This window comes from Rothia sp. HMSC068F09 (assembly GCF_001812775.1).
Taxonomy (GTDB): Bacteria; Actinomycetota; Actinomycetes; order Actinomycetales; family Micrococcaceae; genus Rothia; species Rothia mucilaginosa_A.
In genome coordinates, this window is record NZ_KV810427.1 from 72312 (window position 1) to 97988 (window position 25677).

Below are 25677 nucleotides of genomic sequence, written 5' to 3' on the forward strand. Positions count from 1 at the left end.
TCACGGTAATTCTGCTTCTAGGATACCGAAAAAGTGGGGGTTGGGGTTTGGTGGCCCTTCTCCCCCACTTTTTGCGGGTTGATTTAGCGGGTGCCGAGTGCGCTAAGCAGCAGTGCCTCCGCCAGGATTGCGTTCTTGAAGTCCGGGATGTACAGGGACTCGTTGGCGCTGTGGGCGCGGGTGTCGGGGTCTTCCACACCGGTGACCAGGATCTGTGCCTGCGGGAAGGTCTGCTTCAGGTCGGCGATGAACGGAATGGAGCCGCCCATGCCGGTCTGCACAGGTTCCAGGTCCCAGGCAGCGCGCATGGCGTCCAGGGCGGTCTGCGCACCGTCTGCGTCCACCTCGGTCGAGAAGGGCATGCCGGAATCCACGGCGGTGTAGCTGACCTCGGCGCCGTGGGGTGCGTGGGCCTTGATGTGCGCGGCGAGCGCGCGGTGTGCGTTTTCGGGGGTGTCGCCGGGTGCGAGGCGGGTGCTGATGCGTGCTCGGGAGAGGACTGCCAGGGTGTTGGAGGAGGTTGCGATGCTGGGGATGTCCATGCCGATAACGGAGATGGCCGGCTGGGTCCACAGGCGGGAGGCGACGGTTCCGGTGCCTGCGAGGGGTACGGAGTCGAGGATTCCGGAGTCGTTGCGGAAGTCTGCTTCGGCGTATTCGAGTTCGGGTTCGGGGGCTCGGTGCAGGCCTTCGACGGCTACGGCGCCGGTGGCGTCGTGCAGGGTTGCGAGGAGCTGCGCCATGAGGGTGTGTGCGTCGAGCATGGGGCCGCCGAACATGCCGGAGTGGATGGCGTGGCTGCCGACGCGTACTTCGATGTCGCCGGATGCGACGCCGCGCAGGCTGGTGGTGAGTGCGGGTACGCCGGCGCGCCAGTTGGCGGAGTCTGCGACGATGATGTAGTCGGCGGATAGTTCGTCGCGGTAGGTGTTGAGGAAGGAGACGAAGGAGGGTGAGCCTGCTTCTTCTTCGCCTTCGATGAAGAGTTTCACGCCGAGTTTGAAGTCATCGCCGAGGGTTTCGTTGATGGCTGCGAGCGCGGCGAGGTGTACGAGGATGCCTGCTTTGTCGTCTGCTGCGCCGCGGCCGTAGAGGCGGTCACCCTTGCGGGTGGCGACGAAGGGTTCGGTGTCCCACAGGTCGAGGTTGCCGGCGGGCTGTACGTCGTGGTGGGCGTAGAGCAGGATGGTCGGGTAGCCTTCTGCGGCGGGGCGGGAGGCGATGACGGCGGGCATGCCCTGCTTTTCGGTGCCGTCTGCGGTGGTGTAGGTGGCGCGTTCGATGCGTACGTTGTCGAAGCCTGCCTTGGTTGCGAGCGCGGCGACTGCCTCGGCGCTGCGGTCTACCTGGGTGAGGTCGTGCGATTCCCAGGCGATGGAGGGAATGGCGACGAGGTCGGTGAGGGTTTGTAGGGTGGCTTCGAATCGTTCGTTGATTGCGTCGTTGAGGGCGCTGTGGTGGGTGAATTCAGTAGTCATGTTTCTACCTTACATCGCGGGGTGTGGGGGTGTGTTATTCGGGGTCTTGCGGTGGGCTGGTGCTGTGTTGTTTCAGGCTCTGGTGTGGTTTTGTTGTGGAGGGGGTGTATCTGTGTGTGTCGGGTATGATGGGAGGGTGTTTGGTCGTAAGAATAAGAAGGCTGAGACTGAAGCTGCTCAGCCGCAGGTTGTAGAGGAGCCGCAGGCTCCGGTTGATCCGAAGTTTACCCCGAAGAAGGGCCGTCCGACTCCTTCGCGTAAGGAGCGGGAGGCGGCTCGTCGTAAGCCTTTGGTGGGCGGCGGGGATCATGCGCTTGCGAATGATCGTGAGGCGCGTGCTGAGCTTCGTCGTCGTGAGCGTGAGGATAACGCTAAGCTTCGTGCTCGTCAGAATGAGGCGTTGCGTGGCGGTGATCAGCGTTTCTTGCCTCTTGTGGATCAGGGTCCGCAGCGTCGTTATATCCGTGATTACGTGGATGCGCGCCGTAACCTGGGCGATTTCATGCTGATTGTTCTGCTGGTTCTGCTGGTTGGCGGCTGGATCGGTCAGGGTGTTTCGGGCTCGTCCGAGGTTGGCGTCTCGATTTATTACGGTTCTGTGTATGCGATGTACGCCGCGATGCTGCTGTGGGTGATTGATTATTTCATTCTGTGGCGTGGCCTGAAGAAGAAGCTGATTGCTAAGTTTGGCGAGGTTCAGCGCGGTGGTGGTATGTACACCTTTAACCGTGTGATGATGGTTCGTCGTTGGCGCCGTCCGGTTCCGATGGTGAAGTACGGCGAGTACCCTCGCTAGGTCGTTAGTGCCCTGTGGCGCGGTCCCGTGTTGGGGGTTGCGTTTGTGGGGTGTGGGGAGAGGTCCTGATTGTTTGGGCCTCTCCCCTATTTTTATGTCTTCTGTTTCTCCTTACGCGGCGTATGTATCGCGGCTAGATGTCGATTTGGGAGTAGAGAATCTGCCATCTGCCGTCGCGGTGTTCGAGGGCGAAGATGTAGATTTCTCCTTGCTTGTCGCTGCTCCAGGTTTCTTGGCGGCCGTCGGGTTCCACATCGGTTTCTTTGTCCCAGTCGTGGCGGGTTTTCAGGCGGTAGGTTTGGTCGTCGTCGGTCCAGGGCTCGCCGGCGGGCTTGAAGTATTGGATGCCGTCGATGACCCAGCCGCCGCGCCGGTAGAGTGCTTCTATCTCCCGGTAGATTTTGAGTTCTCCGTCATTTGTCGAGGAGAGAAATTCGCGTGCTTTGCTGTAGTCGCCGGTTTGGATGCCGTAGTTAATCCACTGGTTCCAGGCGTCCATGGTTTTGCGGATGCCGTCGGCGGTCTTTTCGCGGTAGCCGTCTTCGGGCGCGTTGGGCTTGGGGACGTTTTGGGCGGGGCCGTTGGCATCTGCTTTGCGGTATTCGCCGGCGCTGTTGCCGGTGCTACTGCTTGGGCTGCCGTTGGTGGTGGCTGCGCCGGATGCCGTGGATGCGCCTCCTGCCGGCGTGGTTGTCGTGGTGTCGTGCGGGGCGCACGCGGTGAGCATGGTGCCGAGGCTGATGAGTGTGCCTCCCGTCAGCATCGACCGACGGTTCAGCGCGTTGGGGGTCATGGGCGGTCCTCCACATCGTTGTAGTGCATGATTTCCCGTCTATCTCCATTATGCGGGGTGTGCGCCTAGAACCCGTTATTGGTCTATTCCCATCGTCCGGTTGTTGCCCGATTGTTGTCCGGCGGTGGTTTGTCCGATTACGTAAGCTGTGCTGGCGGACTACCCTGCGCCCTAAGAACCCATCGCGGCTATTACCAGCTAGCCCTCTTATGCGGGCTCTCTAACCGCGCAGAAACGCAGGGGGGCACCGCCTCCACCCCAACGGGTAGAGAGCGGTGCCCCCCTCAGCACGCCGGGAGCGTGAGGCTCCCTCCCCCGCCAGTCACCCGGCGGGGCGTAAACCTTTTAGCGGCGAGCGCGGCGCAGCTTCACCAGGCCGCGGTTAATGTGTGCCGCCCAGAGCGGACCCTCGTACAGGAAGGCGGTATAGCCCTGCACCAGGTCGGCGCCAGCATCCAGGCGTTCCTGCACGTCCTCGGCGGTGGTCACGCCGCCAACGGAGATGATGGCCAGGTCGTCGCCGATTTCGCGCTTGAGCAGGCGCAGCACCTCGAGGGAGCGGGGCTTCAGCGGTGCACCGGAGAGGCCGCCGGCACCGATTTCCTTGACCTTGGTCATATCGCTGGTCAGGCCCAGACCCTCGCGGGCGATGGTGGTGTTGGTGGCGATGATGCCGTCCAGCTTCAGCTCCTTGGCCAGGGCCGCCACCTCGATGATGTCCTCGTCGACCAGGTCCGGTGCAATCTTCACGGTCAGGGGCACGTGGCGATTGGGGCTGACGCGGTCTGCCTCCTCGCGCACGGCGGTGAGCAGCGGGCGCAGGGACTCGATGGCCTGCAGGGTGCGCAGGCCGGGGGTGTTCGGGGAGGAGACGTTGACGACCAGGTAGTCTGCCTGCGGTGCCAGGGTGCGGGTGGAGATCAGGTAGTCGTCGATGGCGTTCTCGAGTTCCACGATCTTGGTCTTGCCGATGTTCACGCCGATGATGGGGCGTACGACGCCTCGGTATTCGGTTTCGAGGTCTGCGCGGGCGGCGGCTACGCGCGGGCCTGCCGCAGCGGCGCCGTCGTTGTTGAATCCCATGCGGTTGATGACGGCCTTGTCTTCGACGAGGCGGAAGAGGCGCGGCTGCGGGTTGCCGGGCTGTGCCTGGCCGGTAATGGTGCCAATCTCGACGTGGCCGAAGCCGATACCAGCCAGCGCGGCAATGCCCTTACCGCCCTTGTCGAAGCCCGCGGCCAGGCCGAAGGGCGAGGGGAAGGTGATGCCCATGACGGTGGTGGCCAGTTCCGGTGCGGGCTGGAAGTACTTGCGCAGCGCGCGGGTGATGCCGACGTTACGCAGGGTCTGAACGCCCCAGAAGCCGATGTGGTGTGCCTTCTCGGGGTCCATGCCCTTGAAGAAGATGTTGAAGAAGGTCGGGTAGATGCGCATTTGTTCTCCCTAGTGTTGGAGGTGTGGGTGGTTTGAGGGGCGGCGAACCGGGTCGCCGCGTTGGGGCGCTAACGCCGGGCTTAGTAATCGGCCTACTCGGCGGCTACGGCGTCGACTGCGCCCCCGTAGCGGCGGTCGCGGCGCGCGTACTCTTCGACGGCTTCCCAGAGGGTGCGGCGATCGACGTCGGGCCAGAGCACGTTCATGAAGACGAACTCGGCGTAGGCGCTCTGCCAGAGCAGGAAGTTCGAGATGCGCTGCTCACCGGAGGAGCGCAGGAACAGGTCAACGTCGGGCAGGTCGGGTTCGTCCAGGTACTTTTGGATGGTCTTTTCGGTGATGCTGCCGGGCTTGAGCTTGCCCGCGGCAGCGTCCGCCGCGATGGCTGCGGCCGCGTCGGCGATTTCTGCACGGCCGCCGTAGTTCACGCACATGGTGAGGGTGCAGACGGTGTTGTCGATGGTTTCGCGCTCGCAGAGCTCGAGCTCTTCGATGACGTTCTTCCACAGCTTGGGTCGGCGACCGGCCCAGCGGATGCGCACACCCCAGGTCTTGAGGGTTGCCAGCTGGCGCTGCAGCACCTCGGTGGAGAAACGCATGATAAACGCAACCTCGCTGGGCGAGCGCTTCCAGTTTTCGGTGGAGAAGGCGTAGGCGGTCACGTACGGGATGCCCATTTCGATGGCGCCCGCAACAACATCCAGCAGGGCGGCCTCGCCGGCGCGGTGACCTTCGGTGCGGGGCAGGCCGCGTTCGTTGGCCCAGCGTCCGTTGCCGTCCATGACGACGGCGACGTGCTGGGGGATGAACTTCTTCGGGATGGGAGGCGGGGTTGCCCCGGTGGGGTGCGGGGGCGGGGGTACGGGCTGGGTGCGTGCCATGTGTGCCTTTCTTCCCAGACGGGGGTTCTCCCCCGGGGTTGTCTGCCGAGTTATGCTGTTAGCTATTTTACCGTGGCACGGCACGCATGGGCGGGCGCTTCGGGGTTTATTTTGCGGGGGTTTCCGTCTCGAGCGCCCCGAGGGTTTTGAGAGGGTGCTCCAGCAGATTTTGGGTGGTGGCGAGGTAGAGTTTGAGGATTTTATCGGCGGTTCCGAAGGGTGCGGCGTCGATGGTTTCCCAGGCGCTCGGGTTGGGGCTGGCGGCGGCGAGCGCGTAGGCCAGGTCTTCGGCCGTGAGGGCGGTGAGGGGCGCATCGGTGACGGTGGCGCACTTCGGGCAGAGGACGGTGTACTGGCCGTAGGTGTGGGCGGTGTGGAAGGCGAGGTATCGGCCCGGGGCTTCCGCCGTGCCCTCCCGAGCCGTGGCTTCGGGTGTGAGTGGGGTGCCGCATCGGGTGCATCGTTCGCCGATGAGGGGCCAGCCGGAGCGGTCCATGGCGCGGGCCAGGTAGCGGGTGAGCACGCGTTGGGGGGTGTGCTGCGCGTGGGCTAGGGTTGCGAATGCCCCGTGGGTGAGCGTGTACAGTTCGGTGGTTCCGGCGTTGTTTTGGGTGAGGTCTTCGGCGAGTTCGGCGATGGTGGAGGCGCAGGTGTATGCGGCGTAGTCGGCCATGATGGGGCCGGTGTAGGCGTGCAGGGTTGCGGCTTGGGTGATGGTGTGCAGGTTGGTGCGACCGCGGCTGAAGGATAGGTCGGTGTGCATGAACGGTTCGAGTCGTCCGCCGAACTTGGAGGTGGGTTTGCGCACGGCTTTGGCTACGGCGTGGGTGATTCCGCCGTCGCGGGTGAGCATGATGATGATGCGGTCGGTTTCGCCGAGTTTTTGAGTGCGGAGGATGAGGGCGGCATCGCGCCAGGTGCGGGGTTCGCTCACGGGTGTCTCCGTTCTCGGTAGTTGTTCACTGGCTGTCTCTGCGGGTTCTGGCGGGTGCGCGGCGGTTCCCCCGCGGGGTGCGTGCGGTATCTGAGGCTGCGGTGTCTGCGGTATCCGTCGCTACCGATGCGGGTGCACCGGGTACGGTTCGACCCCTGCCGCATCACCCCGCGTGGGGGTTGCGGTCAGGGGTCGGAATGTATGGTGAGGTTATTAGTCCTCGTACTCGATATCGTCGTCGTCGATGTCGTCTTCGTCGTCGAGGATTTCTTCGAGATCGTCTTCCTCGTCATCACCGTACACGCTCAGGGGGGTGACCTCTTCGTAGGCTTCGAAGAGGGCGTCTTCGTAGGCTTCGAAGGCGTTGGCAATTTCTACGTAGGCCTCATCGATGGCGGGGTCATGCTCGCCGTTGCGTTCAATCACGGCGGACAGGTGGGCCTCCAGCGCGTCGAGGAGGCGGGTGAGTTCGGTGCGAGGATCAGTGCTCATGCTCTTTATTCTACTACCTACGGGGACGCGGTGTGTTTTCGCCCGTCATACGTTACGACCCCATAGACTGAGCCCGCCGCATCCGGTCATGTACTGTGACGGATGCGGCGGGCTCTCATGGGGCGCTGGCCCCGGGTCTAGCTGTTAGAAGCCCAGCGATGCGGCCGAAGCGCGGATTGCCTCAGCGGATGCCTTCAGCTGTGCCATCTCAGCCTCGTTCATGGGAACCGGCAGAACGCGCTGGATACCCTCGCGGTTGACGATGGTGGGCAGGGACAGTGCAACGTCCTTGAAGCCGTAGAGCTCGCCTGCGATGGTGGTGGAGACGGGCAGCACTGCGTTCTGGCCGCCGAGGAATGCCTCGGCGATACGTGCACCGGAGATACCGATGGCGTAGTTGGTGGAGCCCTTACCCTCGATAACCTTGTAGGCTGCGCGCATAGCCTCGGTGGCCAGCTCGGTGCGGACCTCTTCGGTGAAGAGCTGCTTGCCGTCCTGCTCCCACTCGGTCAGGGGAACCATGCCGATGTTAGCTGCGGACCAGACGGGGAACTCGGAGTCGCCGTGCTCACCAACGACGTTCGCGTGAACGCTCTTGATGGAGACGCCGGCCTTGTTGGCGATCAGCCAGCGCAGACGGGAGGAGTCGAGCACGGTACCGGAGGAGAGCACGCGGTTGGCGGGCAGGCCGGTAATCTTCTGGGCCACGACGGTCAGCACGTCGCAGGGGTTGGTGACGAGCATGATGATGGCGTTGGGGGCCACGGAAAGCACGTTCGGCAGCAGCTTCTCGAGGATGGCAACGTTTGCGCCGGCCAGTTCGAGGCGGGGCTGGCCCGGCTTCTGGCGGGCACCTGCGGTGATGATGATCATGTCGCAATCGCGCAGCAGCTCGATATCGTCGCCGCCGGTGACGGTTGCCTCGTGAGCGAACATTGCGCCGTGGGCGATGTCGAGTGCCTCTGCGTGAGCGCGCTTGCCGTCGATGTCGTACAGGACGACTTCATCGGCGGAACCGCGAACCATTGCTGCGTATGCGGTTGCGCTACCGACGCCGCCTGCACCGATGACGCCGAGCTTGGTGGGGGTGTTGACACCGTTCATTGCTGTATGCCCTCTTTCGTGAGAGTTATCTGTGCTGTGCGAGGGTTTTCTCGCGGGATGGCGAAGCGGGGTGTGTGCCTCGGGGTTCTGTTGCCCCGTGCGAGGTGCACGCGTGGCCGAGGTGAGGTGTTTCCCGGTGCCTCGCTTCGTTATGTTCTATTATGCCGAAGAATTTGCGTTTTGTGTGGGGTTAATTTGTCTTTTCTGATGGGTCATGGTGACTTTATGAGCGTGCGGGGATGTTTTTCGCTCATAAAACCAAATAATGCGGTTCTGACCTTTTGAGCAATCTCACATCTGCCGGTTGGGGCACTTGGGTATCTTGTCCCCCGAGCGGTGCGAGCCCGAACCCCTACAAACCCGCGGGGGCCGGAAACCCCAATACGGCCCCGAAGACCACGGCACGCGACTACTGCCCGGCGAAGTAGCCCTCCACATCCACGGCGCCGCCTGCCTCCTCAAAATGGGTGCGCACCGCGCGGGCCAGCTCGTCGTCCACCAGGTAATCCACCGCCACAAACGCCAGGCCGAAGGCGGCATCCAGCGCGCCGGCCACAGCCTCCGGGGTGTTGGCCGCGAGCGCGAACTGCTCGGTGTGCATGCCGGTGCCTTCCGGCGCGATGCCGATGAGCGGATGAATACCGGGCACGCGCAGGCTCACGTTACCGAAATCCGTGGAGGCCGCCAGGGTATCACTCACGGTCCCGGGCGGGTACGGGTGCCGACCCACGGCACGCTGGGAGGCCACCCACCGCTTCAGTAGCGGCCCGTTGGTGCGCACGGGCATGGTCATGGGCGAGCCGTCCCACATCACCTCGGCAGACACCCCGGCCATGAGGGCGGCGCCGCGCAGTACCTCCTCCACGCGGCGTGAGAGCGCTCGCAGGGTGGGGGCGTGCTTGGAGCGGATATTAATGTGCAGGCTCGTGGTGGCGGGAATCAGGTTCGGCGCTTCTCCCCCGCGGTCAATAATCGCGTGGATGCGGTCGGACCCGGGAATCTGCTGGCGTAGCAGGCCGAGCCCCTGGTAGGCGAGGCTGGCCGCATCCAGCGCGTTGCGTCCCATGAAGGGATGCGAGGAGGCGTGCGCGCTCACACCGGTGTAGGTGACGCGACATTCGCGGCGGCCCAGCCACGCCTGATCCGCCACATCCATGAAGTAGGGGTGCACCATGATTGCGGCATCCACAGAGTCGAAGGCGCCGGCGCGGGCCATGAGCTCCTTGCCGGCTTCGGACTCCTCGGCGGGCGTGCCGTAGTAGAGCACCCGCCCACTGAAGGCGTCCGGGATGGCCGCGAGCGCATCCGCCAGGGCGAGGAATGCACCGAGGCCGGCGGTGGCGATAACGTTGTGGCCGCAGCCGTGCCCGATGCCCGGCAGCGCGTCGTACTCGGAGAGAATCGCAATGGTGCGGTGCTTTTCGGGGTCGTAGTCGGCGCTGGTCAGCTCGACCGCGAAAGCGGTGTCAATTCCGAAGGCGGGGTGGGTGACGGTGAGGCTCGGATGCGCGGTGCGCACGGCCTCGACGAGCGTGGATGAGGCGAAGCGCTCGCGGTAGGCGGTTTCGGGATGCGCGTGGATTGCCCGAAGAATTTCGGTGAGATCGCTGGAACGGTTGGCGATGGAGTCCGCGAGGGCACGGCGGGTGTCGTCCAGGCCGCAGTCGTGGTCGAGGCGATAACCGAAAGGTTTGCCGTGGCGATTGCTCGGGCGTTTCTTGGGGTGCGGGCCGGGCAGAGAGCCTCCGCCGTCGGGTTCTCCGTGGTGACCGGCGTGGTGTTTGCCTCTGCCGATGCGGCGGTCGGCGGCGTTCTTGCGCTGTTGCGTCTCGTAGGCGAGTACCTCGGCGTACTCGCTGCCGCGCTGGCGGTCGGCATCCGGGGCGGTGTAGCGGTGCACGGTGGGGGCTGGCTGTTCGGGGCGAGAGGGTTCCGCTCCAAGCGTAGTTTTAGTCTCGGGTGCGGCGGGATTTTCGGGAGTGCTTGCGGGGTTCGTGCTCATGGACTCTACGCTACCGTGCGCGCATCACCGACGCTAGCCAACCCGCACATGAAGGGTTGAAGTAACCCTATTCGGTAGGTCAAGATAACTTTATGAAGAAATGTGCGTCACATAAAAGATTTTTTGTATGTCGCCTGGTTTTATACGCCTCACAGGAGTAGCGTTAAGCAGTGGGAGCGGTAATCCTACCGCCCTCCTACAACCGGCGTTGCGATGAGCATGTCGGCAGGAAAGTTCACTATCTCGGTGAACGCATCCGCAGGTTGTCCCCTTTTCGACCTCGCGAGCGCGCACCGTCATTCTACCGCTCACCACGGCAGAACCCGATGGTAACTACCTGGCAGATGCACACCGCCGTGAGACGCCACAACCACGTTTTAATACGTTTAAGGAGCTCCATCCCATGAAGGCAGCACGCTTCTACGACCGCCACGACATCCGCATTGAAGACATCCCCGCACCCGAAGCCGCTGCGGGCGAGGTTCTGATTAAGGTCGCCTGGTGCGGCATTTGCGGTACCGACCTGCACGAATACCTGGACGGCCCCATCTTCTGCCCCAAGCATGGCCACCCCCACCCGATTTCCGGTGAGGACTCCCCCGTGACCCTCGGCCACGAATTCTCCGGTGTCGTTGAGGCCCTGGGCGAGGGCGTTGACGACCTGAAGGTCGGCGACCACGTCGTCGTCGAGCCCTACATCATTGCTGATGACGTCTACACCGGCCCCGAGTCCAAGGACTACCACCTGTCCAAGGACATGAACTTCATCGGCCTGGCAGGTCGCGGTGGCGGTCTGTCCGAGAAGGTCGCCGTCAAGCGCCGCTGGGTTCACAAGATTCCCAACAACATCCCCCTGGACGAGGCTGCCCTGATTGAGCCCCTGAGCGTTGGCTACCACGCCGTCGAGCGTGCAGGCGAGTTCAAGGAAGGCGCATACGCACTGGTCACCGGTGCCGGCCCCATCGGTCTGCTGACCTCCGCCGTGCTGAAGGCTAAGGGTGCTAAGGTCATCATCTCTGAGCTTTCCCCGCTGCGCCGCCAGAAGGCTCTGGACTCCGGCGTTGCCGACTACGCTTTCTCCCCCGCTGAGACCGACGTCCTGGCCGAGATTCAGAAGCTGACCGACGGCCGCGGCGCCGATATCGCCTTCGAGTGCACCTCCGTTCAGCCCGCTCTGGACCTGATTCTGGATGCCCTCAAGCCCACCGGTAAGGTCGTCATCGTCTCCATTTGGGGCAAGCCCGCTTCCCTGGATGTTCAGAAGATTGTGCTCAAGGAGATCGATATCCGCGGCACCATCGCTTACGTGAACTCCCACCCCGAGACCATCAAGCTGGTTGAGTCCGGCAAGATCGACCTCAAGCCCTTCATCACCGGCAAGATTGCTGTGGAGGACCTGATTGACAAGGGCTTCGACACCCTGATTCACCACAACGAGACCGCTGTGAAGATTCTGGTCACCACCGACCCGGAGCGCCTGGCCGAGTAATACGGTTCGCTCAGCGAGTTTCTAGCCCTGCACTAACGGGGTGAACTAGATAGCGGGGCGAGGTTCCTCATGGAACCTCGCCCCGCTACTTTTTTGTGTGCTTTTACCGGGTATACAAAAATCCCCGGTTCCGAAGAACCGGGGATTATCTGTGCGCGAGGGGGGACTTGAACCCCCACCCTCTAATACGAGGACTAGCACCTCAAGCTAGCGCGTCTGCCTATTCCGCCACCCGCGCAGGTGACTCTCGAACGTTTTCCTTGCGGTGCCGTTCGAAGCAACACGTAATACTATACGGACTTTCGGGAATCTCCGCAAATCAAAAAAGCATGTTATGCATCACACTATTGTGCGGAAGGTTCGCGAGTGATAGGAGCCGTGCGCATCCGCCGGAATACCCTCACGTCCCCTACTCCGCGGAGGTTATATGACGGGAACGGCCCGCAAACTCCCAGATTTCTTTCAGGAACGATTAGAATAAGGAACTATGAACAACGAGAACCTCTCCCTCGAAGAAGCCGCAGAACGTTCGGCTCTTATCAGCGTTGATACCTACGACGTACACGTCGACCTGACGAACGCCAAGGACCCCGAATTCGAGTCCTACCCCACCGCAACCACCGTCCGTTTCTCCTGCAACACCCCCGGCGCAGAAACCTTCATCGACTACATTCACCACAGCATTGACTCCGTCAAGCTCAACGGTGTCGAACTGAAGCTGGACGAAGTCGTCGACGGCGCACGCATCCGCCTGGCCAACCTGAAGGCCGAGAACGTGCTGACCATCCACGGCCGCTCCTACTACTCCCGCTCCGGCGAGGGTCTGCACCGCTACTTCGACCCCTCCGATGGCCGCGTGTACCTGTACACCCAGTACGAGCCCTCCGACTGCCGCCGCGTCTTCCCCAACTTCGAGCAGCCCGACCTGAAGGCCGTCTTCAACTTCCGCATTACCGCACCCAAGGACTGGGTCGTCAGCTCCAACGCCGTGCTCGAGTCGCAGGTGACCGACCCCTCCGACGACTCCGTCTCCAAGCGCGTCTTCGCCCCCACCGCCAAGATTTCCACCTACATCACCGCAATCCTGGCTGGCGAGTACTTCACCGCAACCACCACCTACAAGCCCAAGAGCAAGGTCAACAGCGGTGACATTCCCCTGGTCGCATACTGCCGCCAGTCCCTGAAGCCGCACTTCGACTACGAGAACATCTTCAAGGTCACCGAGAACGGCCTGGACTTCTTCCAGGATCTCTTCGACTACCCCTACCCGTACCCCAAGTACGAGCAGGCCTTCGTGCCCGAATACAATATCGGCGCCATGGAGAACCCCGGCCTGGTCACCTTCACCGAGGACTACATCTTCGTTTCCGGCGCTACCGAGGACGACCTGGAGGGTCGCACCAACACCATCTGCCACGAGATGGCGCACATGTGGTTCGGCGACCTGGTCACCATGAAGTGGTGGGACGATCTGTGGCTCAAGGAATCCTTCGCAGACTTCATGGGTACCCTGGGTGCCAAGGAAGCCAACCACTTCGAGGATGCGTGGGTCACCTTCGCCAACAACCGCAAGGCCTGGGCCTACATGCAGGACCAGCTGCCCACCACCCACCCCATCGTGGCTGACATCCCCCACCTGGAGGCCGCAGCGCAGAACTTCGACGGCATCACCTACGCCAAGGGCGCCTCGGTCCTCAAGCAGCTGGTCGCCTACGTCGGCTTCGACACCTTCATCGAAGCCGCCCGTGTGTACTTCAAGCGCTTCGAGTGGGGCAACACCTCCCTGAACGACTTCCTGCAGGTGCTCAACGAGGTCTCCGGCCGTGATATGCAGGCCTGGGCCGATGCCTGGCTGCAGACCTCCGGCGTGTCCGGTCTGGGCACCAAGCGCGTCTACGGCGAGGACGGCCAGCTGACCAATCTGATTCTCACCCAGGAATTGCCCGCACAGCACCCCGCCGAGCTGGGCCGCCCCCACGTGGCAAAGCTTGAGACCTTCCGCCTGGTCGACGGCAAGCTCGTCTCCACCGGCGTGCTCTCCCTCGAGTACCCGGCCGAGTGCGTCGCTGAGTACCGCGTCGAGCTGACCGACGAGCAGAAGAAGCTCGTGGGCGAGGCCGACCTGCTCATGCTCAACGCCGAGGACCACACCTACGCCAAGGTCGCCCTGACCGACGAGGACGGCCTGCAGGCCGCCATCGAGGGCGTCTCCACCCTCGAGTCCGCGCTCTCCCGAGGCCTCATCTGGGGCTCCCTCTGGGAAAACGTCCGCGACGCCCGCCTGCCCGTCACCACCTACGTGGACGCGGTCGTGCGCAACGTCTCCAAGGAACCCAGCGCATCCCTGCTGGGCACCATGGTCAACAACTCGCAGGTCGCCATCGCCACCTTCTCGGCACCCACCGGCCGCGAGCGCCTCTACGACGCCCTCTACGATGCCTTCTCCGCAGCCCTGGCCCAGGCTAAGCCCGGTTCGGACGAGCAGCTGATTCTGCTGCGCGGCCTGATCTCGGTCTCGACCAACGCCACCAAGGGCGAGGAGCTCTGCCGCGACATTGCCCGCGGTGCGTTCGAGGACACCACCGGCGATATCGCCGATGCGACCGGCATCCCCTACGACCAGAACCTGGGTTGGAGCGCCCTGGGCGCGCTCGCAAGCCGCAACCTGGTCACCGTGGAGGAGCTGGAGCGTGCCTCCAAGTACAGCCCCTCGTCGATTTCCTCGAACGGTTACGCGTACGCAATGGCCGCTCTGCCAAACGCCGAGCGCAAGGCTGCCGCGTACAAGACCATCATGGACGACGAGTCGTTGTCGAACGATGCTCTGGCCTCGACCATTAATGGTTACGTGCGCGGCCCGGTGGAGTTGCGCGAGCAGTACTACGGCCCCTACTTTGAGGCCCTGCTGGGCGTGTGGGAGTCCCGCTCGATTGGTATGGCTTCGCGTATTGTGCGCGGCCTGTACCCGAAGGCTCCGTACAACATCGGTTCAACCGAGGGCCTCGGCGTGGACGACAACCCGTCGGTCAAGCTGGCTCAGCAGTGGCTGGAGGCGAACCCCGAGGCTCCCTCGGCTCTGCGCCGCCTGGTGCTGGAGGCTCAGGATCACGGCCACCGTTCGATTGTGGCTCAGAAGTTCAACGCCTCCCTGCAGGCTAAGTAGTAGCCAAGCTAAGCGCTTACGCTTAGGATGCGGGCCATAGCGTCCCGCAATGATGAACCGCCGCTCGGCGCGCTCCCGGTAGATTTCCGGGAACGTGCCGAGCGGCGTCTTGCGCGTCCCGGTGCAGAGCGTGCGCGGAGAAGGTTGCCCGGAAGGGATGCCGCGCCGCGTAGGCCGGAAGAGAGCCGGAAGAAAAGACAGATAAACGTCACCCGCATATGTGAGCTGTGCGCCCGTAAACCATGAGAGAATGGACTAGGTATCAGCTCATTTAGACACGGATCAGAAGGAGTTTTCAGTGGTCGACTACGCACTCGGTGATCGCGGTAGCGTCGAAATTGTCACCGACGATTACTATGAAGCGGAAACCCTCCAAGTTTTTGAGGAACTGCACATCGACCGTGAACGCATCTGGTACGGTGAGGCGCGACTCGTCCCCGAGCCTGATAACCCCTACGAGCCGAATAGCATTGCCGTCTATATTGACGAGTTCAAGGTCGGTCGCATGAGCGCTGCCGATTCGGCGGCCTATTGGGAGCCCATCACCCGCGTGGTTGCCTCCGAGTACGAGCCGATTGCGCATCTGCAGCTTTCCGCCGTGGCCGTTCGCACCGAGAACGGTGACATGCGTGTGAAGAGCTCGGGTGTGCTCTCCCTGTCCGCACCCGGTTCACTGTTCCCCCTCAACGATGCGCCCACCCGTGCCACCCTGCTCCCCCAGGGACCGTCCATGAAGGTTCTGGACGAGAAGGAGCACTCCGAATACCTGCACAGCATTTTGCCGCCCAGCGGTGAGGGTCGCGTGATTCTGACCCTGGAGGCTAACCAGCTGAAGACCTCCGACGGTCGTGTGGTCGATAGCGTGGAGGTGCGTCACGATCGCAAGCTGGTGGGTCGCCTGAGCACCCAGATGTCTGAACAGCTGGCCCCCGTGATTCGCTATGCCTTCGAGCACGATCGCCTTACGAGCGCCTGGGGTACGATTCGTGGTAACACCCTGGAGCTGTCGCTGACCGTTCAGGCTGCACGCCCGTCCGACATTCCGCAGGAATGGTACGAGACTCTGCCCAATAATGTTCCGGCTCTGCTGCCGGCCGGTGAAGAGTACGAGGTGCCCGCAGCCTACGTGCCGAGCGAGGGTGAGCGACACCGCGCCGAGACTGTTACTCAGGCGCCGAAGAAGCGCCGCGGGTTTATCAGCTCCCTGACCGGTGGTTCCTCAGCATCCGAGCCGTCTGCTGATGAGCCGGTCGCCGAGAAGCCGGTCATTGAGTACACTCTGGAGGAAGAGGAGTACTACGAGCCCTCGGAACGTGAGCGACTGCTGAACCTGGTCAAGGGCGCTGGCCTGGCGGTTCTGCTGGCCGGCCTAATTTCGATGCTCTGGACCCCGATTCTCGGTATCCTGATCGCAATCATGGGTGGTGCCGTGGCTGCGGTGGCCTTCTACTTCGGTCGCCAGGCCGACGAGTATGACATTTACGAGGACGAAGAGTACATCGAGGAGGAAGCGGACGAGGAGGAGCACGAATCCGCGCAGGACTCCTCCACCACCTCGGTGTAGGCCTCCCCCGTTTAAGAGAGCGTCAGAGCACGGCACGCCACCGGGCGCTGACGCTCTCTTTGTGTGTTCAACTCTCCAGAAGAATCTTCCACTCCATCCGCGGTGGGTGCACCATCGGGAAACCCACTAAACGGTTCAGCTCGGGTATAGCAGAGGGCGGCCCCTCACCTTCCGGTGAGGGGCCGCCCTCGTTCCTGCACCCGCACCGGGTGAGGAGGGATACTAGTCCTGGCCGTAGGTAGCCATGAACTGATCCATCGTATCGTGCTGCAGCGCGTTTGCCAGCTGAGCATTTGCCGCCTGGTTAACCAGAACGATGGACTGACCGTCGTAAGACCAACCCGGACCCGCGTTCGGCAGGGTCGTCATGCGCATAGTGGTGTCACCGCTGGTCAGCACCGGAGCCGCAATCTGAGCAATCTGCATTGCGTTCAGACCGGAGTCCACACGCATGTAGCCAGCCAAAGACTCAACAGCAGACTGGAACGAACCCACGCTGCTCAGCGCACCCTTAGCCTTCATCGTGCTGTACAGACCACGCAGGAACGCACGCTGGTTACGAACACGCTGGTAGTCACCATCAGCGAAAGAGTAACGTTCACGCACGAAGGTCAGCGCAGCGCTACCGTTCATGTGCATCACACCGGGGGTAAAAGTCCAGACGTTACTGGTGAACGCGAAGGGAACCTGAACGTCCACGCCGCCAACAGCGTTAACCAGGGACTTGAAGCCCTCAAATTCAATCTCAGCCACGTGGTCGATCTTGACACCCACCAGGTTCTCAACGGTTGCCACCTGCAGAGAGATACCGCCGTAGTTCAGCGCCGCGTTAATCTTTGCGGGACCGTAACCGGGGATGTTCACCCAGGTATCACGCATAATCGAGATGATGTACACACCCTTGCCGTCAGCCGGGATGTGCATCAGCATGATGGTGTCCGCACGGGAACCGCTCACCAGAGCAGCCTCAGAACCGGAACGGGTATCACTACCGAGCAGCAGGATGTTCTGGCCCGGTCCCTTCACGACGTCGTAGCTGTAGCCGTCATCCAGGATGCCGTCGCCGTTCTTATCATGCTCGCTCGCGTTTGCAGCAAGAGCCGCTGCTGCATCCGAGCCACCATTTGCGGAGCCATTCTGGTTGGTGACCTTCGGCGCCTGCAGCTCGGAAACGTTCAGCGGCTTTGCCGCGCCAAGCTTCTCTTTAATCTTGGCTTGGTCTTCATCCACCTTGGTGATGGAATCAAATTTCTCGGTCTGGCTATCCCAGGTATGGCCGGCACGCCACAGGAAGAAGCCAACGCCAAGGGCGATAACCAGCAGAAGAATCAGCAGAATCAGCAGGGCACGCTTAATCCATTTCTTCTTCTGCGACGGTTCAGAGTGTTCGTCGCTCATTATTGTCCTTTGTTTGAAGTGGTGATGGGCGAGAAGGCAACGCCCATTTCGCCGTAATTCCCCGGTGACGCGGTAGCCGGGGCATCATCGGTGCTAGTGAAGGGCGGTGTATGCACACCTCGCAAAATACTTTCCCATTGTAGCGCTGTCAGCTGTGTAGCGGGCACCCTATCCCGCTCGTGACAGTACAGCGTTCCTCACGTTCTAGCGAAAAACCCCGCCCCCCTTGAAAGCCAAGGGAAGCGGGGCCTTTAAAACGCTATACAGCGCAATCTTTCGGGAAGAATTAAGCCTTCTTGCCGAAGTTTGCGAAACGTGCGTTGAAGCGCTCGACGCGACCTGCGGAGTCCATGATGCGCTGCTTACCGGTGTAGAACGGGTGCGACTCGGACGAGATTTCAACCTCGATGATCGGGTACTCGTTGCCGTCTTCCCACTTCTCAACCTTGTCGGAGGTGCGGGTGGAACGGGTCAGGAAGACCTTGCCGGATGCGAGGTCGCGGAACAGAACCGGCTTGTATTCCGGGTGGATATCTGCCTTCATTGATTTACCTTCTTCTGCTACTGGATTTTGCCAGTAGCCCTTATATAGATGGAGTAGGTTTTTCGATGTGCGGCTGTCGAGAAAACTTGAGAGCGCATCACCATTGCACCCGCATGGGCGAGCACAACCCGTTAAGGGTACCACCTTTAGGGTTTAAATCCCAGCGCCGCGGCCAATCACGTAGCGATTTCCCGCCGCGTTCGACCGGCCCCTAGCGCGGGCGCGTCTCCCAGAAGGCGACGGCGCTCGCCGCGGCCACGTTCAGCGAATCCACGCCGTGGGACATGGGAATCATCACGGTATCGTTGCAGGCCGCCAGGGTGCGCGGCGAAAGACCGTGCCCCTCGGTGCCCAGGATGAGCGCAAGCTTTTCATCGCCGCGGGCGGCCAGCTCATCCAGGCTCAGGGAGTCCTCCTCCAGGGCCATGGCGGCGCTCCTGAAACCCAGCTCGTGCAGGGTCTGCAGGTCGGTCGGCCAGGACTGCAGCCGGGCCCACGGAACCTGGAATACGGTACCCATCGACACGCGAATCGACCTGCGATACAGCGGGTCGGCGCATCGCGGGGTGACCAGCACGGCGTCCACATCCAGGGCCGCCGCCGAACGGAAAATCGCGCCCACGTTCGTATGGTCCACGATGTCTTCCAGAATGGCTACGCGACGCGCCCCGTTCAGTAGCTCCTGCAGGGGCTGAGGCGCCGGGCGGGCCATTGCCGCGAGTGCGCCGCGGTGCAGGTGAAAGCCGGTCACCTGCTCCAGCTGCTCCTCGCTACCCACGTAGGCGGGGGTGCCCGGGTGTTCCCGCAGGACGTCCGCCAGGTCATCAGCCCATTTCTCACTCATGAGGAAGGAGACAGGCTGATGACCGGCCGCGAGCGCCCGACGAATCACCTTGGAGGATTCGGCAATGTAAATCCCCCACTGCGGTTCCAGGGCGCTACGCAGCTTCACATCGGTCAGCTGCGTGTAGTACCGCAGCTGCTGCTCGGGGGCCTGATCCAGGGGCGTGACCGACTCGATTGCGTAGACGCGTTCGGCGCGCTCGGCAATCTGCTCGGCGGTCAGCTGCTTGGGGCCTCGACTCATGCGCGCTTGAAGGCCGAGAAGCGACCCGACGAGGTCACGGTCAGGGCCAGGTCCATGTCGTAGGTTGCGGCGAGGTTGGCCTCGGTGATGGTGGAGAGAATCGGGCCGGCCGCAACCACGCCGCCGTCGCGGATCATCAGGGCGTGGGTGAAGCCGGAGGGAATCTCCTCGAGGTGGTGGGTAATGAGCACGGTGGCCGGTGCGTAGGGGTCAGCGGCCAGGGCGGTCAGTCGCTCCACGAGGTCCTCGCGGCCGGAGATGTCCATGCCCGAGCCGGGCTCGTCCAGTAGCAGCAGTTCGGGGTCGGTCATGAGGGCGCGGGCGATGAGGGCGCGCTTGCGCTCGCCGTCGGAGAGGGAGCCGAAGGTGCGGTCGGCAAGGGTGTCGACGCCCCACTCGGCCAGCAGCTCGGTGGCGCGCTCATCGTCCATGACGTCGTATTCTTCGTTCCAGCGGCCGGAAACGGCGTATGCGGCGGTGACGACTACGTCGGAGACCTTCTCGGTGGCGGGAATCTGGGTTGCGGAGGCGCCGGAGGACAGGCCGATGCGCGGACGCAGTTCGAAAACGTCGACCGCTCCGAGGGTCTCGTCAAGAATCTCAACCTCGCCGCTGGTGGGGTGCAGGCGGGCCGCCGCGACGGAGAGCAGGGTGGACTTACCGGCGCCGTTGGGGCCCAGCACGACCCAGCGTTCACCTTCGTTCACGGTCCAGGAAACGTCGTTGAGGATCTTGCGGCCGCCGCGGACGACGGAAACGTTCTGCAGGTTGAGTACGGTGCTCATGGTTCTTCTTCCAGTGAATTGGCGGGTGGGTGATGCCTCGCTCACCCGCACCATCCGGTGACGGGTGGCGCGGGTGAGGAGGTGCGCGGCGGCACCCTGCGTTGGGTGCCGCCGCGGCGGGAGTCTTTAGTCGATGAAGCCGCGTGCGCCGCCGACCAGCTCAACGTGGCCGGTCTCGACGTCTGCGGTAACCATCTTCGCGATTTCGTGGGCGAACTCGTTGACGGTGTAGAGCTTGCCCGCGGTCTCACGGCGCTGCTCGATGGCGCCCGGGTGCAGGCGGTTGAGCAGGGTTGCGGTGACGGTGCCTTCAATCATGTCGGCGGAGACCACGACCAGGGAGATACCCTTCTCGGAGAGGGCGGGAATCTCGGCAATCAGGGCGTCTTCGCCGGCGCGCTTGGACTCGGCGACGGGCTGGTACTCGTCCATGGTCTCGACCTCGCGGATGAAGTGCGCCTGGTGGCTGGTCACGAAGACGATGCGTCCGCCTTCGGGCATCTTCTCTGCGGCCAGGCGTGCCAGGTTCAGCTGGGCGTCGCGGTTCAGGCGCATTGCGTAGTCCTCGCCCATGCCGGTCTCCATGCCGCCCGAGGCGTTCAGAATCAGGTAGTCCAGGGAGCCAAAGGTCTCGACGGCGGTGTTGACGAGGGTCTGCAGGTCCTCGGCCTTGGTCACGTCAGCCTGCACGGCGACGGCCTTGCCGCCGGCCTCTTCGATGGCCTTGACGATCTTGTTGGCGCGCGGTGCCTTGGAACGGTAGTTCACGACGATGTTGGCGCCTTCGGCGGCGAGAATCTGTGCGGTGTCTGCGCCGACGCCTCGGGAGGAGCCGGTGATGATGATGGTCTTGCCGGTCAGCTGTGCCATTCGGTGTACGTCCTTTGTGTTGTTCAACGATGGTGTCTAACGTTGCGTGCAACGTCGATGTCTTGTGGCGCGGCCCGCGCACGCAGGCGGCGGTGCGACGAGCCGCGCGACGGGCGGACGGTAGTCGTACCGCCACCCCCGCCGGGATGCAGTCTTTGCGGGTTTTAGTGGCCCATGCCCAGGCCGCCGTCCACGGGGATGACGGCGCCGGAGATGTAGTTTGCTTCATCGGAAGCGAGCCAGCGAACCACGCGTGCAACCTCTTCGGCCTCTGCGAAGCGGCCGGCCGGGATGGAGGCGAGATAGTTCTTCTTGGTTTCCTCGGGCAGAACATCGGTCATGGCGGTGTTGATGAAGCCCGGTGCCACCACGTTCGCGGTGATGTTGCGGCCGCCCAGCTCGCGGGTGATGGAGCGGGCCATGCCGACCAGTGCCGCCTTGGAGGCGGAGTAGTTGACCTGGCCGGGCGAACCGTACAGGCCCACCACGGAGGAGATGAGGATGATGCGGCCGCGCTTGAGCTTGAGCATACCCTTGATGGCGCGCTGCACCACGCGGAACGAGCCGGTGAGGTTCGTGTCAATCACGTCGGTGAAGTCGGCTTCCTTCATGCGCATCAGGAGCATGTCGCGGGTAATACCGGCGTTGGCAACCAGCACCTCAACGGGGCCGTATTCCGCCTCGATGGCCTTGAAAGCTTCGTTAATGCTGTCGGCGTCGCGCACATCCGCCTTGACGGCGAAAAATTCTTCGGGAGCCTCGCCGCTGCGGTAGGTGATGCAGACGTTGTGGCCCGATGCCTGGAATTCCTTGGCGATTTCGTAGCCGATGCCTCGGTTACCGCCGGTGACCAGGACGGTCTTGGGAGTGTTTTCGCTCATGAGCTTCCTTGATGAGTCGACCCCTCGCGGTCGGCGCCGATGCAGCGGCTCCGCGGCCGGGGTGTGGACGGATGGACAGTCGAAGCCTATTTTACCGCGTTTTACGCTCGAGGTGCCGCAGGCTACACCGCGCTCGCTCCCCCGTCACTACCCTATCGCGCCTCGAGAACGCCCTTTATACACGCTGCGCCCGCGCGTAGACTAACTCATGGTGCCTCCGCGGCGGAGGCGCCCGTACCGTTCGTGAAAGGATTGGGAATCATGGATCTTCTGGGTTCGCTCTCGCAGGATGCACAGCCCGAGTACGCGAAGTGTTCGCGTAAGGGGTGCCGGCAGGCGGCGGAGTTCCAGCTACTGTGGAACAACCCCAAGGTGCACACCCCGGAGCGTCGAAAGATTTGGTTGGCCTGCTCGGAGCACGTTGGTTGGTTGGAGAACTACCTGCGCGAGCGCGAGTTCTGGAAGCAGACGCTACCCTTCGACGGCTCCGAGGCGAACTCCTCCGAGTAGCCGGCGGAAAGGGCTCGGCGAAGGGACCACCCCTCAATCGAAACTACTTTCGATATATGCTATATTTGTTCTAATAGCTTTAGATTGAGGCGCTCTCCGCGCACCCCCAGCGCCCACCAGCACTCCAGGAGGCAACCCCCATGATGGGATACTCGCACACCGTCAGCGCCGCCGCCGGCTGGTTGGCCCTGGTCGAGACGGGAGTTGTGCAGGTTCCGGACACTCCCACGCTCGTTGTCACGACCCTGGCGTGCGCCGGGGCCGGCATGCTACCGGACATTGACCATCACAACGGCAGTATCGCGAATTCCATCCCGCCCGTTTCGCGGTGGGCGGCACGCATCGTGGGGGCCGTGAGCGGCGGTCACCGCAAGGGCACCCACTCCATTCTGGGCCTGATGGCCTTCTGGGCCATCGCGTACTTCAGCGCAAGCATTAGCTACAACGGCATCCCGTGGGCTTCACTCCTTCTGGCTGCCTTCTCGGGAGGCCTGGCCCTGCGGGTCCTGGGAGCCCCGGGTGGATGGATTGGCGCCATCGCACTGGGCTATGCCGCCTACACGACGGATTCACTCACGCTCCTCCCCTGGGCCTTCTCGGTGGGCGCCACGATTCACCTCATCGGCGATCTGCTCACCACCCGCGGCCTGCTCCCCCTCTACCCCATCGTCATTAAACCGCTGGTGGCCTCGCCCCTGTGGAAGAAGAGCGGCTACATGGCACTACCCATCCTGGGGGACGCCGGTAGCGTGCGCGAAAAGGCCCTGACCCTCGCGTTGAGCATCTACATTGGATGGTACGCCGCCGCCATGATGGGATTCGTGGAGTACCCGCTTCAAACGTTTGGGCTGGGCATCCACGCCGTAAAGTAGCACCGCAGTCTCACGGATGGTTTTTCACGAGTCCACATCCCGAGGACAAAGCGACCCCGCAGCAGCTCGACGGCAGAATATATAGCCACCCCAGACACGAAGGCACCCCGTCACTTCACTAGGAAGCGGCGGGGTGCCTCGCAATAATCATCCCGAACCTGTCGGGCTAAGAGACTAAGCGTCCTGGATGGGCCAGAAGACGTCAACCTCAACGTTCTCTTCACCGGAGGTGGGGTACTTCTCGAATTCAGTGTTGTGCATTGGTGTTCTCCATTCATGAGCGGGCGGGAGTTTCCTCTCCCCCGCGTCAGCTCGTCGATGGTGACGAGCTTTAGATTCGCTTGTGCGTCCTCGCATCAGCGGGAACAACTCCAGTCTATACCCGAAAGATGTTGTGTTTCTACCAAAAATCCCACAATGTCAGTAGGCACACACGAAAAATTCAAAAACCCCACACGTACACTCAGATATCTCGGGTTGAGACGTTTCTTTTAAATCTAAAAACCCACAAGGCAACATTGTTTTTTCGTCAAATAGCACCTGTGATTCATAAGGTTCCACCCACAAACCCAATGCACTAATGAGCAATATAGGCATATACGACCAGAAAGCAATACAACCCCACGGGTCAGGTCACATTTTTTCGTGATATTCGAGAAGGTAACTCCATAAAAAACACGAAAGAGGCCCCGGCACCATACGGCGCCGGAGCCTCCTTACCTTTATGCTGGCGAATTACGTTTTAGGCCAGCGAGATGAGGTCCTGGTATTCCTTCGACCAGAGGTCCTCCACCGCATCCGGCAGAAGCAGCACGCGCTCGGGGTTGAGCGCCTCCACCGCACCCTCATCGTGCGAAACCATGACGATCGCCCCCTGGTACGCCTTCAGCGCATGCAAAATCTCCTCGCGGGAGGCCGGGTCGAGGTTGTTGGTCGGCTCATCCAGCAGCAGCACGTTCGCGCTCGAGGCCACGAGCGTCGCCAGGGCAAGACGGGTCTTCTCGCCACCGGAGAGCACCCCGGCCGGCTTATCCACATCATCCCCCGAGAAGAGGAAGGAACCCAGAATCGTGCGCACTCGGGTGTCGTCCAGGTCGGGCGCCGCGGACTTCATGTTCTCGAATACGGTCCGGTCGCCATCCAGAATCTCGTGCTCCTGGGCAAAGTATCCCAGCTTCGCGCCGTGACCGTAGATGACCTCGCCGGTATCGGGCTTCGTCGTGCCGGCAAGCATGCGCAGCAGCGTGGTCTTACCCGCACCGTTCAGGCCCAGCACCACCACACGGGAGCCGCGGTCGATGGCCAGGTCAACGCCCGTGAAAATCTCGAGCGAGCCGTAAGACTTCGACAAACCCTCCGCCGAAAGCGGGGTCTTGCCGCAGGGGGCCGGATCCGGGAAACGGATTGCCGCCACCTTGTCCACCTGACGCTCCTCCTCCAGGCCGCGCAGAAGCTTCTCGGCACGCTTAATCATCTGCTGGGCGGCAGCGGCCTTCGTGGCCTTGGCTCGCATCTTATTCGCCTGCTCCATGAGGGCGCTCGCCTTCTTCTGGGCGTTGGCGCGCTCGCGCTTGCGGCGGTGCTCGTCCTGCTCGCGCTGGGCCAGGTAGTTCTTCCAGCCCATGTTGTACTGGTCAATCACGCAGCGGTTGGCGTCCAGGTAAAAGACGCGGTTGACGACGAGCTCCATGAGGTCCACGTCGTGGCTGATGACCAGCAGGCCACCCGAGAAGTTCTTGAGGAAGTCCCGCAGCCACATGATCGAGTCGGCATCCAGGTGGTTGGTCGGTTCGTCCAGCAACATGGTGTCCGCGTTCGAGAAGAGGATGCGCGCCAGCTCCACGCGGCGACGCTGACCACCCGAAAGGGTCGATAGCGGCTGGGAGAGCACGCGCTCGGGCAGGTCCAGGTTGGAGGTGATGACCGCGGCCTCGGACTCGGCGGCGTACCCACCGCCGGCAATAAACTCTGCCTCGAGACGGTCGTAGCGGCGCAGGCCCTTGGCGCGCACCGCCTCGTCCTCGCTGGCCATGTCTTCCTGGGCCTGACGCATCTTGCGGGCCACGCCGTCCAGGCCGCGAGCCGAGAGGATGCGGTCACGGGCCAGCTGGCTCATGTCGTCCACCTTGGGGTCCTGCGGCAGGTAGCCAATCTCGCCGCTGCGGGTGACGGTGCCGTCCGCGGGCAGAGTGAGTCCGGCCAGTACCTTGGTCATGGTGGTCTTGCCGGCGCCATTGCGGCCCACCAGGCCGATCTTGTCGCCCTTGTCGATGCGGAAGGTGACGTCTTCCATCAGCAGGCGCGCGCCGGCGCGCAGTTCAAGGTTCTGTACGGCAATCATGGGTGTCTTTCGGGTGGGACGGTCTGCGTGGTGTTGGTGCTCCGGGCCGATTCCCAAGAGGAGAACCACCGGGCGAGCACCCCATCAATTTTAGTGCAGGGATGCCGTGCGTGCATGTGGGTTTGCTTTTATTTCTGTGGTGACGGGTGTAGGATACCTATCGAACACTGTTCAATGGTAATGTTCTGCTGGGACGTTTCACGCCGCGCAGCGACGCCGTGCGAACCGATCCCTCCGGCTCTCTCCCCCCCCCCCCCCC

21 protein-coding genes and 1 tRNA gene are annotated in these 25677 nt (G+C 62.7%); 6 read left to right on the forward strand and 16 right to left on the reverse strand.

Features of this window, described 5'->3' with window-relative positions:
* Positions 1-83 precede the first annotated feature (83 nt).
* Positions 84-1478: a M20/M25/M40 family metallo-hydrolase gene (locus HMPREF2874_RS06035; RefSeq protein WP_070649412.1), complete on the reverse strand. Its 1395-nt coding sequence runs from the start codon at positions 1476-1478 to the stop codon at positions 84-86.
* Between the two features lie 136 nt (positions 1479-1614).
* Between HMPREF2874_RS06035 and HMPREF2874_RS06040 the strand changes: the two genes are divergently transcribed.
* Entirely contained in the window at positions 1615-2274 is a 660-nt protein-coding gene (locus HMPREF2874_RS06040) for a DUF3043 domain-containing protein (protein ID WP_070649415.1), read from the forward strand.
* 133 nt (positions 2275-2407) lie between these two features.
* Here the strand turns inward: HMPREF2874_RS06040 and HMPREF2874_RS06045 are convergent, their stop codons facing one another.
* The 7 genes from HMPREF2874_RS06045 to HMPREF2874_RS06075 form a co-directional block, all read right to left on the reverse strand.
* Positions 2408-3067, reverse strand: a complete 660-nt coding sequence (locus HMPREF2874_RS06045) for a DUF6318 family protein (RefSeq protein WP_070649417.1) — start codon at positions 3065-3067, stop codon at positions 2408-2410.
* A gap of 345 nt (positions 3068-3412) precedes the next feature.
* The gene (locus tag HMPREF2874_RS06050) at positions 3413-4501 is read right to left on the reverse strand and encodes a quinone-dependent dihydroorotate dehydrogenase (RefSeq protein ID WP_070649418.1); all 1089 of its coding nucleotides are present in this window, start codon (positions 4499-4501) and stop codon (positions 3413-3415) included.
* A 92-nt stretch (positions 4502-4593) separates the two neighbouring features.
* Positions 4594-5382 carry an isoprenyl transferase gene (locus HMPREF2874_RS06055; RefSeq protein ID WP_070649420.1) on the reverse strand — a complete coding sequence of 263 codons (789 nt, stop codon included), beginning with the start codon at positions 5380-5382 and terminating at the stop codon, positions 4594-4596.
* 106 nt (positions 5383-5488) lie between these two features.
* Entirely contained in the window at positions 5489-6316 is an 828-nt protein-coding gene (recO, locus tag HMPREF2874_RS06060; RefSeq protein ID WP_070649422.1) for a DNA repair protein RecO, read from the reverse strand.
* A 213-nt stretch (positions 6317-6529) separates the two neighbouring features.
* Entirely contained in the window at positions 6530-6808 is a 279-nt protein-coding gene (locus tag HMPREF2874_RS06065) for a hypothetical protein (protein WP_049334173.1), read from the reverse strand.
* 144 nt (positions 6809-6952) lie between these two features.
* Positions 6953-7912 (reverse strand): L-lactate dehydrogenase, encoded by a 960-nt coding sequence (locus HMPREF2874_RS06070; protein ID WP_070649424.1) that lies wholly within the window; start codon positions 7910-7912, stop codon positions 6953-6955.
* A 409-nt stretch (positions 7913-8321) separates the two neighbouring features.
* Positions 8322-9914 carry an amidohydrolase gene (locus HMPREF2874_RS06075; protein WP_070649426.1) on the reverse strand — a complete coding sequence of 531 codons (1593 nt, stop codon included), beginning with the start codon at positions 9912-9914 and terminating at the stop codon, positions 8322-8324.
* Positions 9915-10317: 403 nt separating this feature from the next.
* Between HMPREF2874_RS06075 and HMPREF2874_RS06080 the strand changes: the two genes are divergently transcribed.
* On the forward strand, positions 10318-11403 hold the full coding sequence (locus HMPREF2874_RS06080) for a 2,3-butanediol dehydrogenase (protein ID WP_070649429.1): 1086 nt from the start codon (positions 10318-10320) through the stop codon (positions 11401-11403).
* Positions 11404-11555: 152 nt separating this feature from the next.
* Here the strand turns inward: HMPREF2874_RS06080 and HMPREF2874_RS06085 are convergent.
* Positions 11556-11641: transfer RNA gene (locus HMPREF2874_RS06085), tRNA-Leu, on the reverse strand.
* Positions 11642-11890: 249 nt separating this feature from the next.
* Here HMPREF2874_RS06085 and pepN point away from each other — a divergent pair.
* On the forward strand, positions 11891-14566 hold the full coding sequence (gene pepN, locus HMPREF2874_RS06090; protein WP_070649430.1) for an aminopeptidase N: 2676 nt from the start codon (positions 11891-11893) through the stop codon (positions 14564-14566).
* 298 nt (positions 14567-14864) lie between these two features.
* Complete coding sequence (locus HMPREF2874_RS06095; RefSeq protein ID WP_070649432.1) at positions 14865-16130, forward strand: HIRAN domain-containing protein; 1266 nt, start codon at positions 14865-14867, stop codon at positions 16128-16130.
* A 222-nt stretch (positions 16131-16352) separates the two neighbouring features.
* Here the strand turns inward: HMPREF2874_RS06095 and HMPREF2874_RS06100 are convergent, their stop codons facing one another.
* From HMPREF2874_RS06100 to HMPREF2874_RS06125, 6 genes are all read right to left on the reverse strand, one after another.
* Positions 16353-17528, reverse strand: a complete 1176-nt coding sequence (locus tag HMPREF2874_RS06100) for an LCP family protein (RefSeq protein WP_070649434.1) — start codon at positions 17526-17528, stop codon at positions 16353-16355.
* A gap of 286 nt (positions 17529-17814) precedes the next feature.
* Entirely contained in the window at positions 17815-18072 is a 258-nt protein-coding gene (locus HMPREF2874_RS06105) for a type B 50S ribosomal protein L31 (protein ID WP_049334166.1), read from the reverse strand.
* Positions 18073-18283: 211 nt separating this feature from the next.
* Positions 18284-19159, reverse strand: a complete 876-nt coding sequence (locus HMPREF2874_RS06110) for a TrmH family RNA methyltransferase (RefSeq protein ID WP_070484370.1) — start codon at positions 19157-19159, stop codon at positions 18284-18286.
* Positions 19156-19944, reverse strand: a complete 789-nt coding sequence (locus tag HMPREF2874_RS06115; protein ID WP_049334164.1) for an ABC transporter ATP-binding protein — start codon at positions 19942-19944, stop codon at positions 19156-19158. The genes HMPREF2874_RS06110 and HMPREF2874_RS06115 overlap by 4 nt, the downstream gene beginning before the upstream one ends.
* Before the next feature lie 126 nt (positions 19945-20070).
* A complete protein-coding gene (locus tag HMPREF2874_RS06120; protein WP_049334163.1) occupies positions 20071-20814 on the reverse strand; it encodes an SDR family oxidoreductase in 744 nt (247 codons plus the stop codon).
* 164 nt (positions 20815-20978) lie between these two features.
* A complete protein-coding gene (locus HMPREF2874_RS06125) occupies positions 20979-21695 on the reverse strand; it encodes a beta-ketoacyl-ACP reductase (protein WP_049334162.1) in 717 nt (238 codons plus the stop codon).
* Between the two features lie 261 nt (positions 21696-21956).
* Between HMPREF2874_RS06125 and HMPREF2874_RS06130 the strand changes: the two genes are divergently transcribed.
* The gene (locus HMPREF2874_RS06130; RefSeq protein WP_070649436.1) at positions 21957-22205 is read left to right on the forward strand and encodes an acetone carboxylase; all 249 of its coding nucleotides are present in this window, start codon (positions 21957-21959) and stop codon (positions 22203-22205) included.
* Positions 22206-22345: 140 nt separating this feature from the next.
* Entirely contained in the window at positions 22346-23077 is a 732-nt protein-coding gene (locus HMPREF2874_RS06135; protein WP_070649438.1) for a metal-dependent hydrolase, read from the forward strand.
* A gap of 742 nt (positions 23078-23819) precedes the next feature.
* Here HMPREF2874_RS06135 and abc-f read toward each other — a convergent pair.
* Entirely contained in the window at positions 23820-25418 is a 1599-nt protein-coding gene (abc-f, locus tag HMPREF2874_RS06140) for a ribosomal protection-like ABC-F family protein (protein ID WP_049334159.1), read from the reverse strand.
* Positions 25419-25677 lie beyond the last annotated feature (259 nt).

What these genes read in the sequence shown, in the direction of transcription:
- HMPREF2874_RS06075 (WP_070649426.1), bottom strand. Translation starts at nt 9,914, where the DNA reads ATGAGCACGAACCCCGCAAGCACTCCCGAAAATCCCGCCGCACCCGAG.
- HMPREF2874_RS06045 (WP_070649417.1), bottom strand. Translation starts at nt 3,067, where the DNA reads ATGACCCCCAACGCGCTGAACCGTCGGTCGATGCTGACGGGAGGCACA.
- HMPREF2874_RS06105 (WP_049334166.1), bottom strand. Translation starts at nt 18,072, where the DNA reads ATGAAGGCAGATATCCACCCGGAATACAAGCCGGTTCTGTTCCGCGAC.
- HMPREF2874_RS06115 (WP_049334164.1), bottom strand. Translation starts at nt 19,944, where the DNA reads ATGAGCACCGTACTCAACCTGCAGAACGTTTCCGTCGTCCGCGGCGGC.
- HMPREF2874_RS06125 (WP_049334162.1), bottom strand. Translation starts at nt 21,695, where the DNA reads ATGAGCGAAAACACTCCCAAGACCGTCCTGGTCACCGGCGGTAACCGA.
- HMPREF2874_RS06120 (WP_049334163.1), bottom strand. Translation starts at nt 20,814, where the DNA reads ATGGCACAGCTGACCGGCAAGACCATCATCATCACCGGCTCCTCCCGA.
- HMPREF2874_RS06080 (WP_070649429.1), top strand. Translation starts at nt 10,318, where the DNA reads ATGAAGGCAGCACGCTTCTACGACCGCCACGACATCCGCATTGAAGAC.
- HMPREF2874_RS06110 (WP_070484370.1), bottom strand. Translation starts at nt 19,159, where the DNA reads ATGAGTCGAGGCCCCAAGCAGCTGACCGCCGAGCAGATTGCCGAGCGC.
- HMPREF2874_RS06130 (WP_070649436.1), top strand. Translation starts at nt 21,957, where the DNA reads ATGGATCTTCTGGGTTCGCTCTCGCAGGATGCACAGCCCGAGTACGCG.
- HMPREF2874_RS06100 (WP_070649434.1), bottom strand. Translation starts at nt 17,528, where the DNA reads ATGAGCGACGAACACTCTGAACCGTCGCAGAAGAAGAAATGGATTAAG.
- pepN (WP_070649430.1), top strand. Translation starts at nt 11,891, where the DNA reads ATGAACAACGAGAACCTCTCCCTCGAAGAAGCCGCAGAACGTTCGGCT.
- HMPREF2874_RS06035 (WP_070649412.1), bottom strand. Translation starts at nt 1,478, where the DNA reads ATGACTACTGAATTCACCCACCACAGCGCCCTCAACGACGCAATCAAC.
- HMPREF2874_RS06070 (WP_070649424.1), bottom strand. Translation starts at nt 7,912, where the DNA reads ATGAACGGTGTCAACACCCCCACCAAGCTCGGCGTCATCGGTGCAGGC.
- HMPREF2874_RS06050 (WP_070649418.1), bottom strand. Translation starts at nt 4,501, where the DNA reads ATGCGCATCTACCCGACCTTCTTCAACATCTTCTTCAAGGGCATGGAC.
- HMPREF2874_RS06135 (WP_070649438.1), top strand. Translation starts at nt 22,346, where the DNA reads ATGATGGGATACTCGCACACCGTCAGCGCCGCCGCCGGCTGGTTGGCC.
- HMPREF2874_RS06055 (WP_070649420.1), bottom strand. Translation starts at nt 5,382, where the DNA reads ATGGCACGCACCCAGCCCGTACCCCCGCCCCCGCACCCCACCGGGGCA.
- HMPREF2874_RS06065 (WP_049334173.1), bottom strand. Translation starts at nt 6,808, where the DNA reads ATGAGCACTGATCCTCGCACCGAACTCACCCGCCTCCTCGACGCGCTG.
- abc-f (WP_049334159.1), bottom strand. Translation starts at nt 25,418, where the DNA reads ATGATTGCCGTACAGAACCTTGAACTGCGCGCCGGCGCGCGCCTGCTG.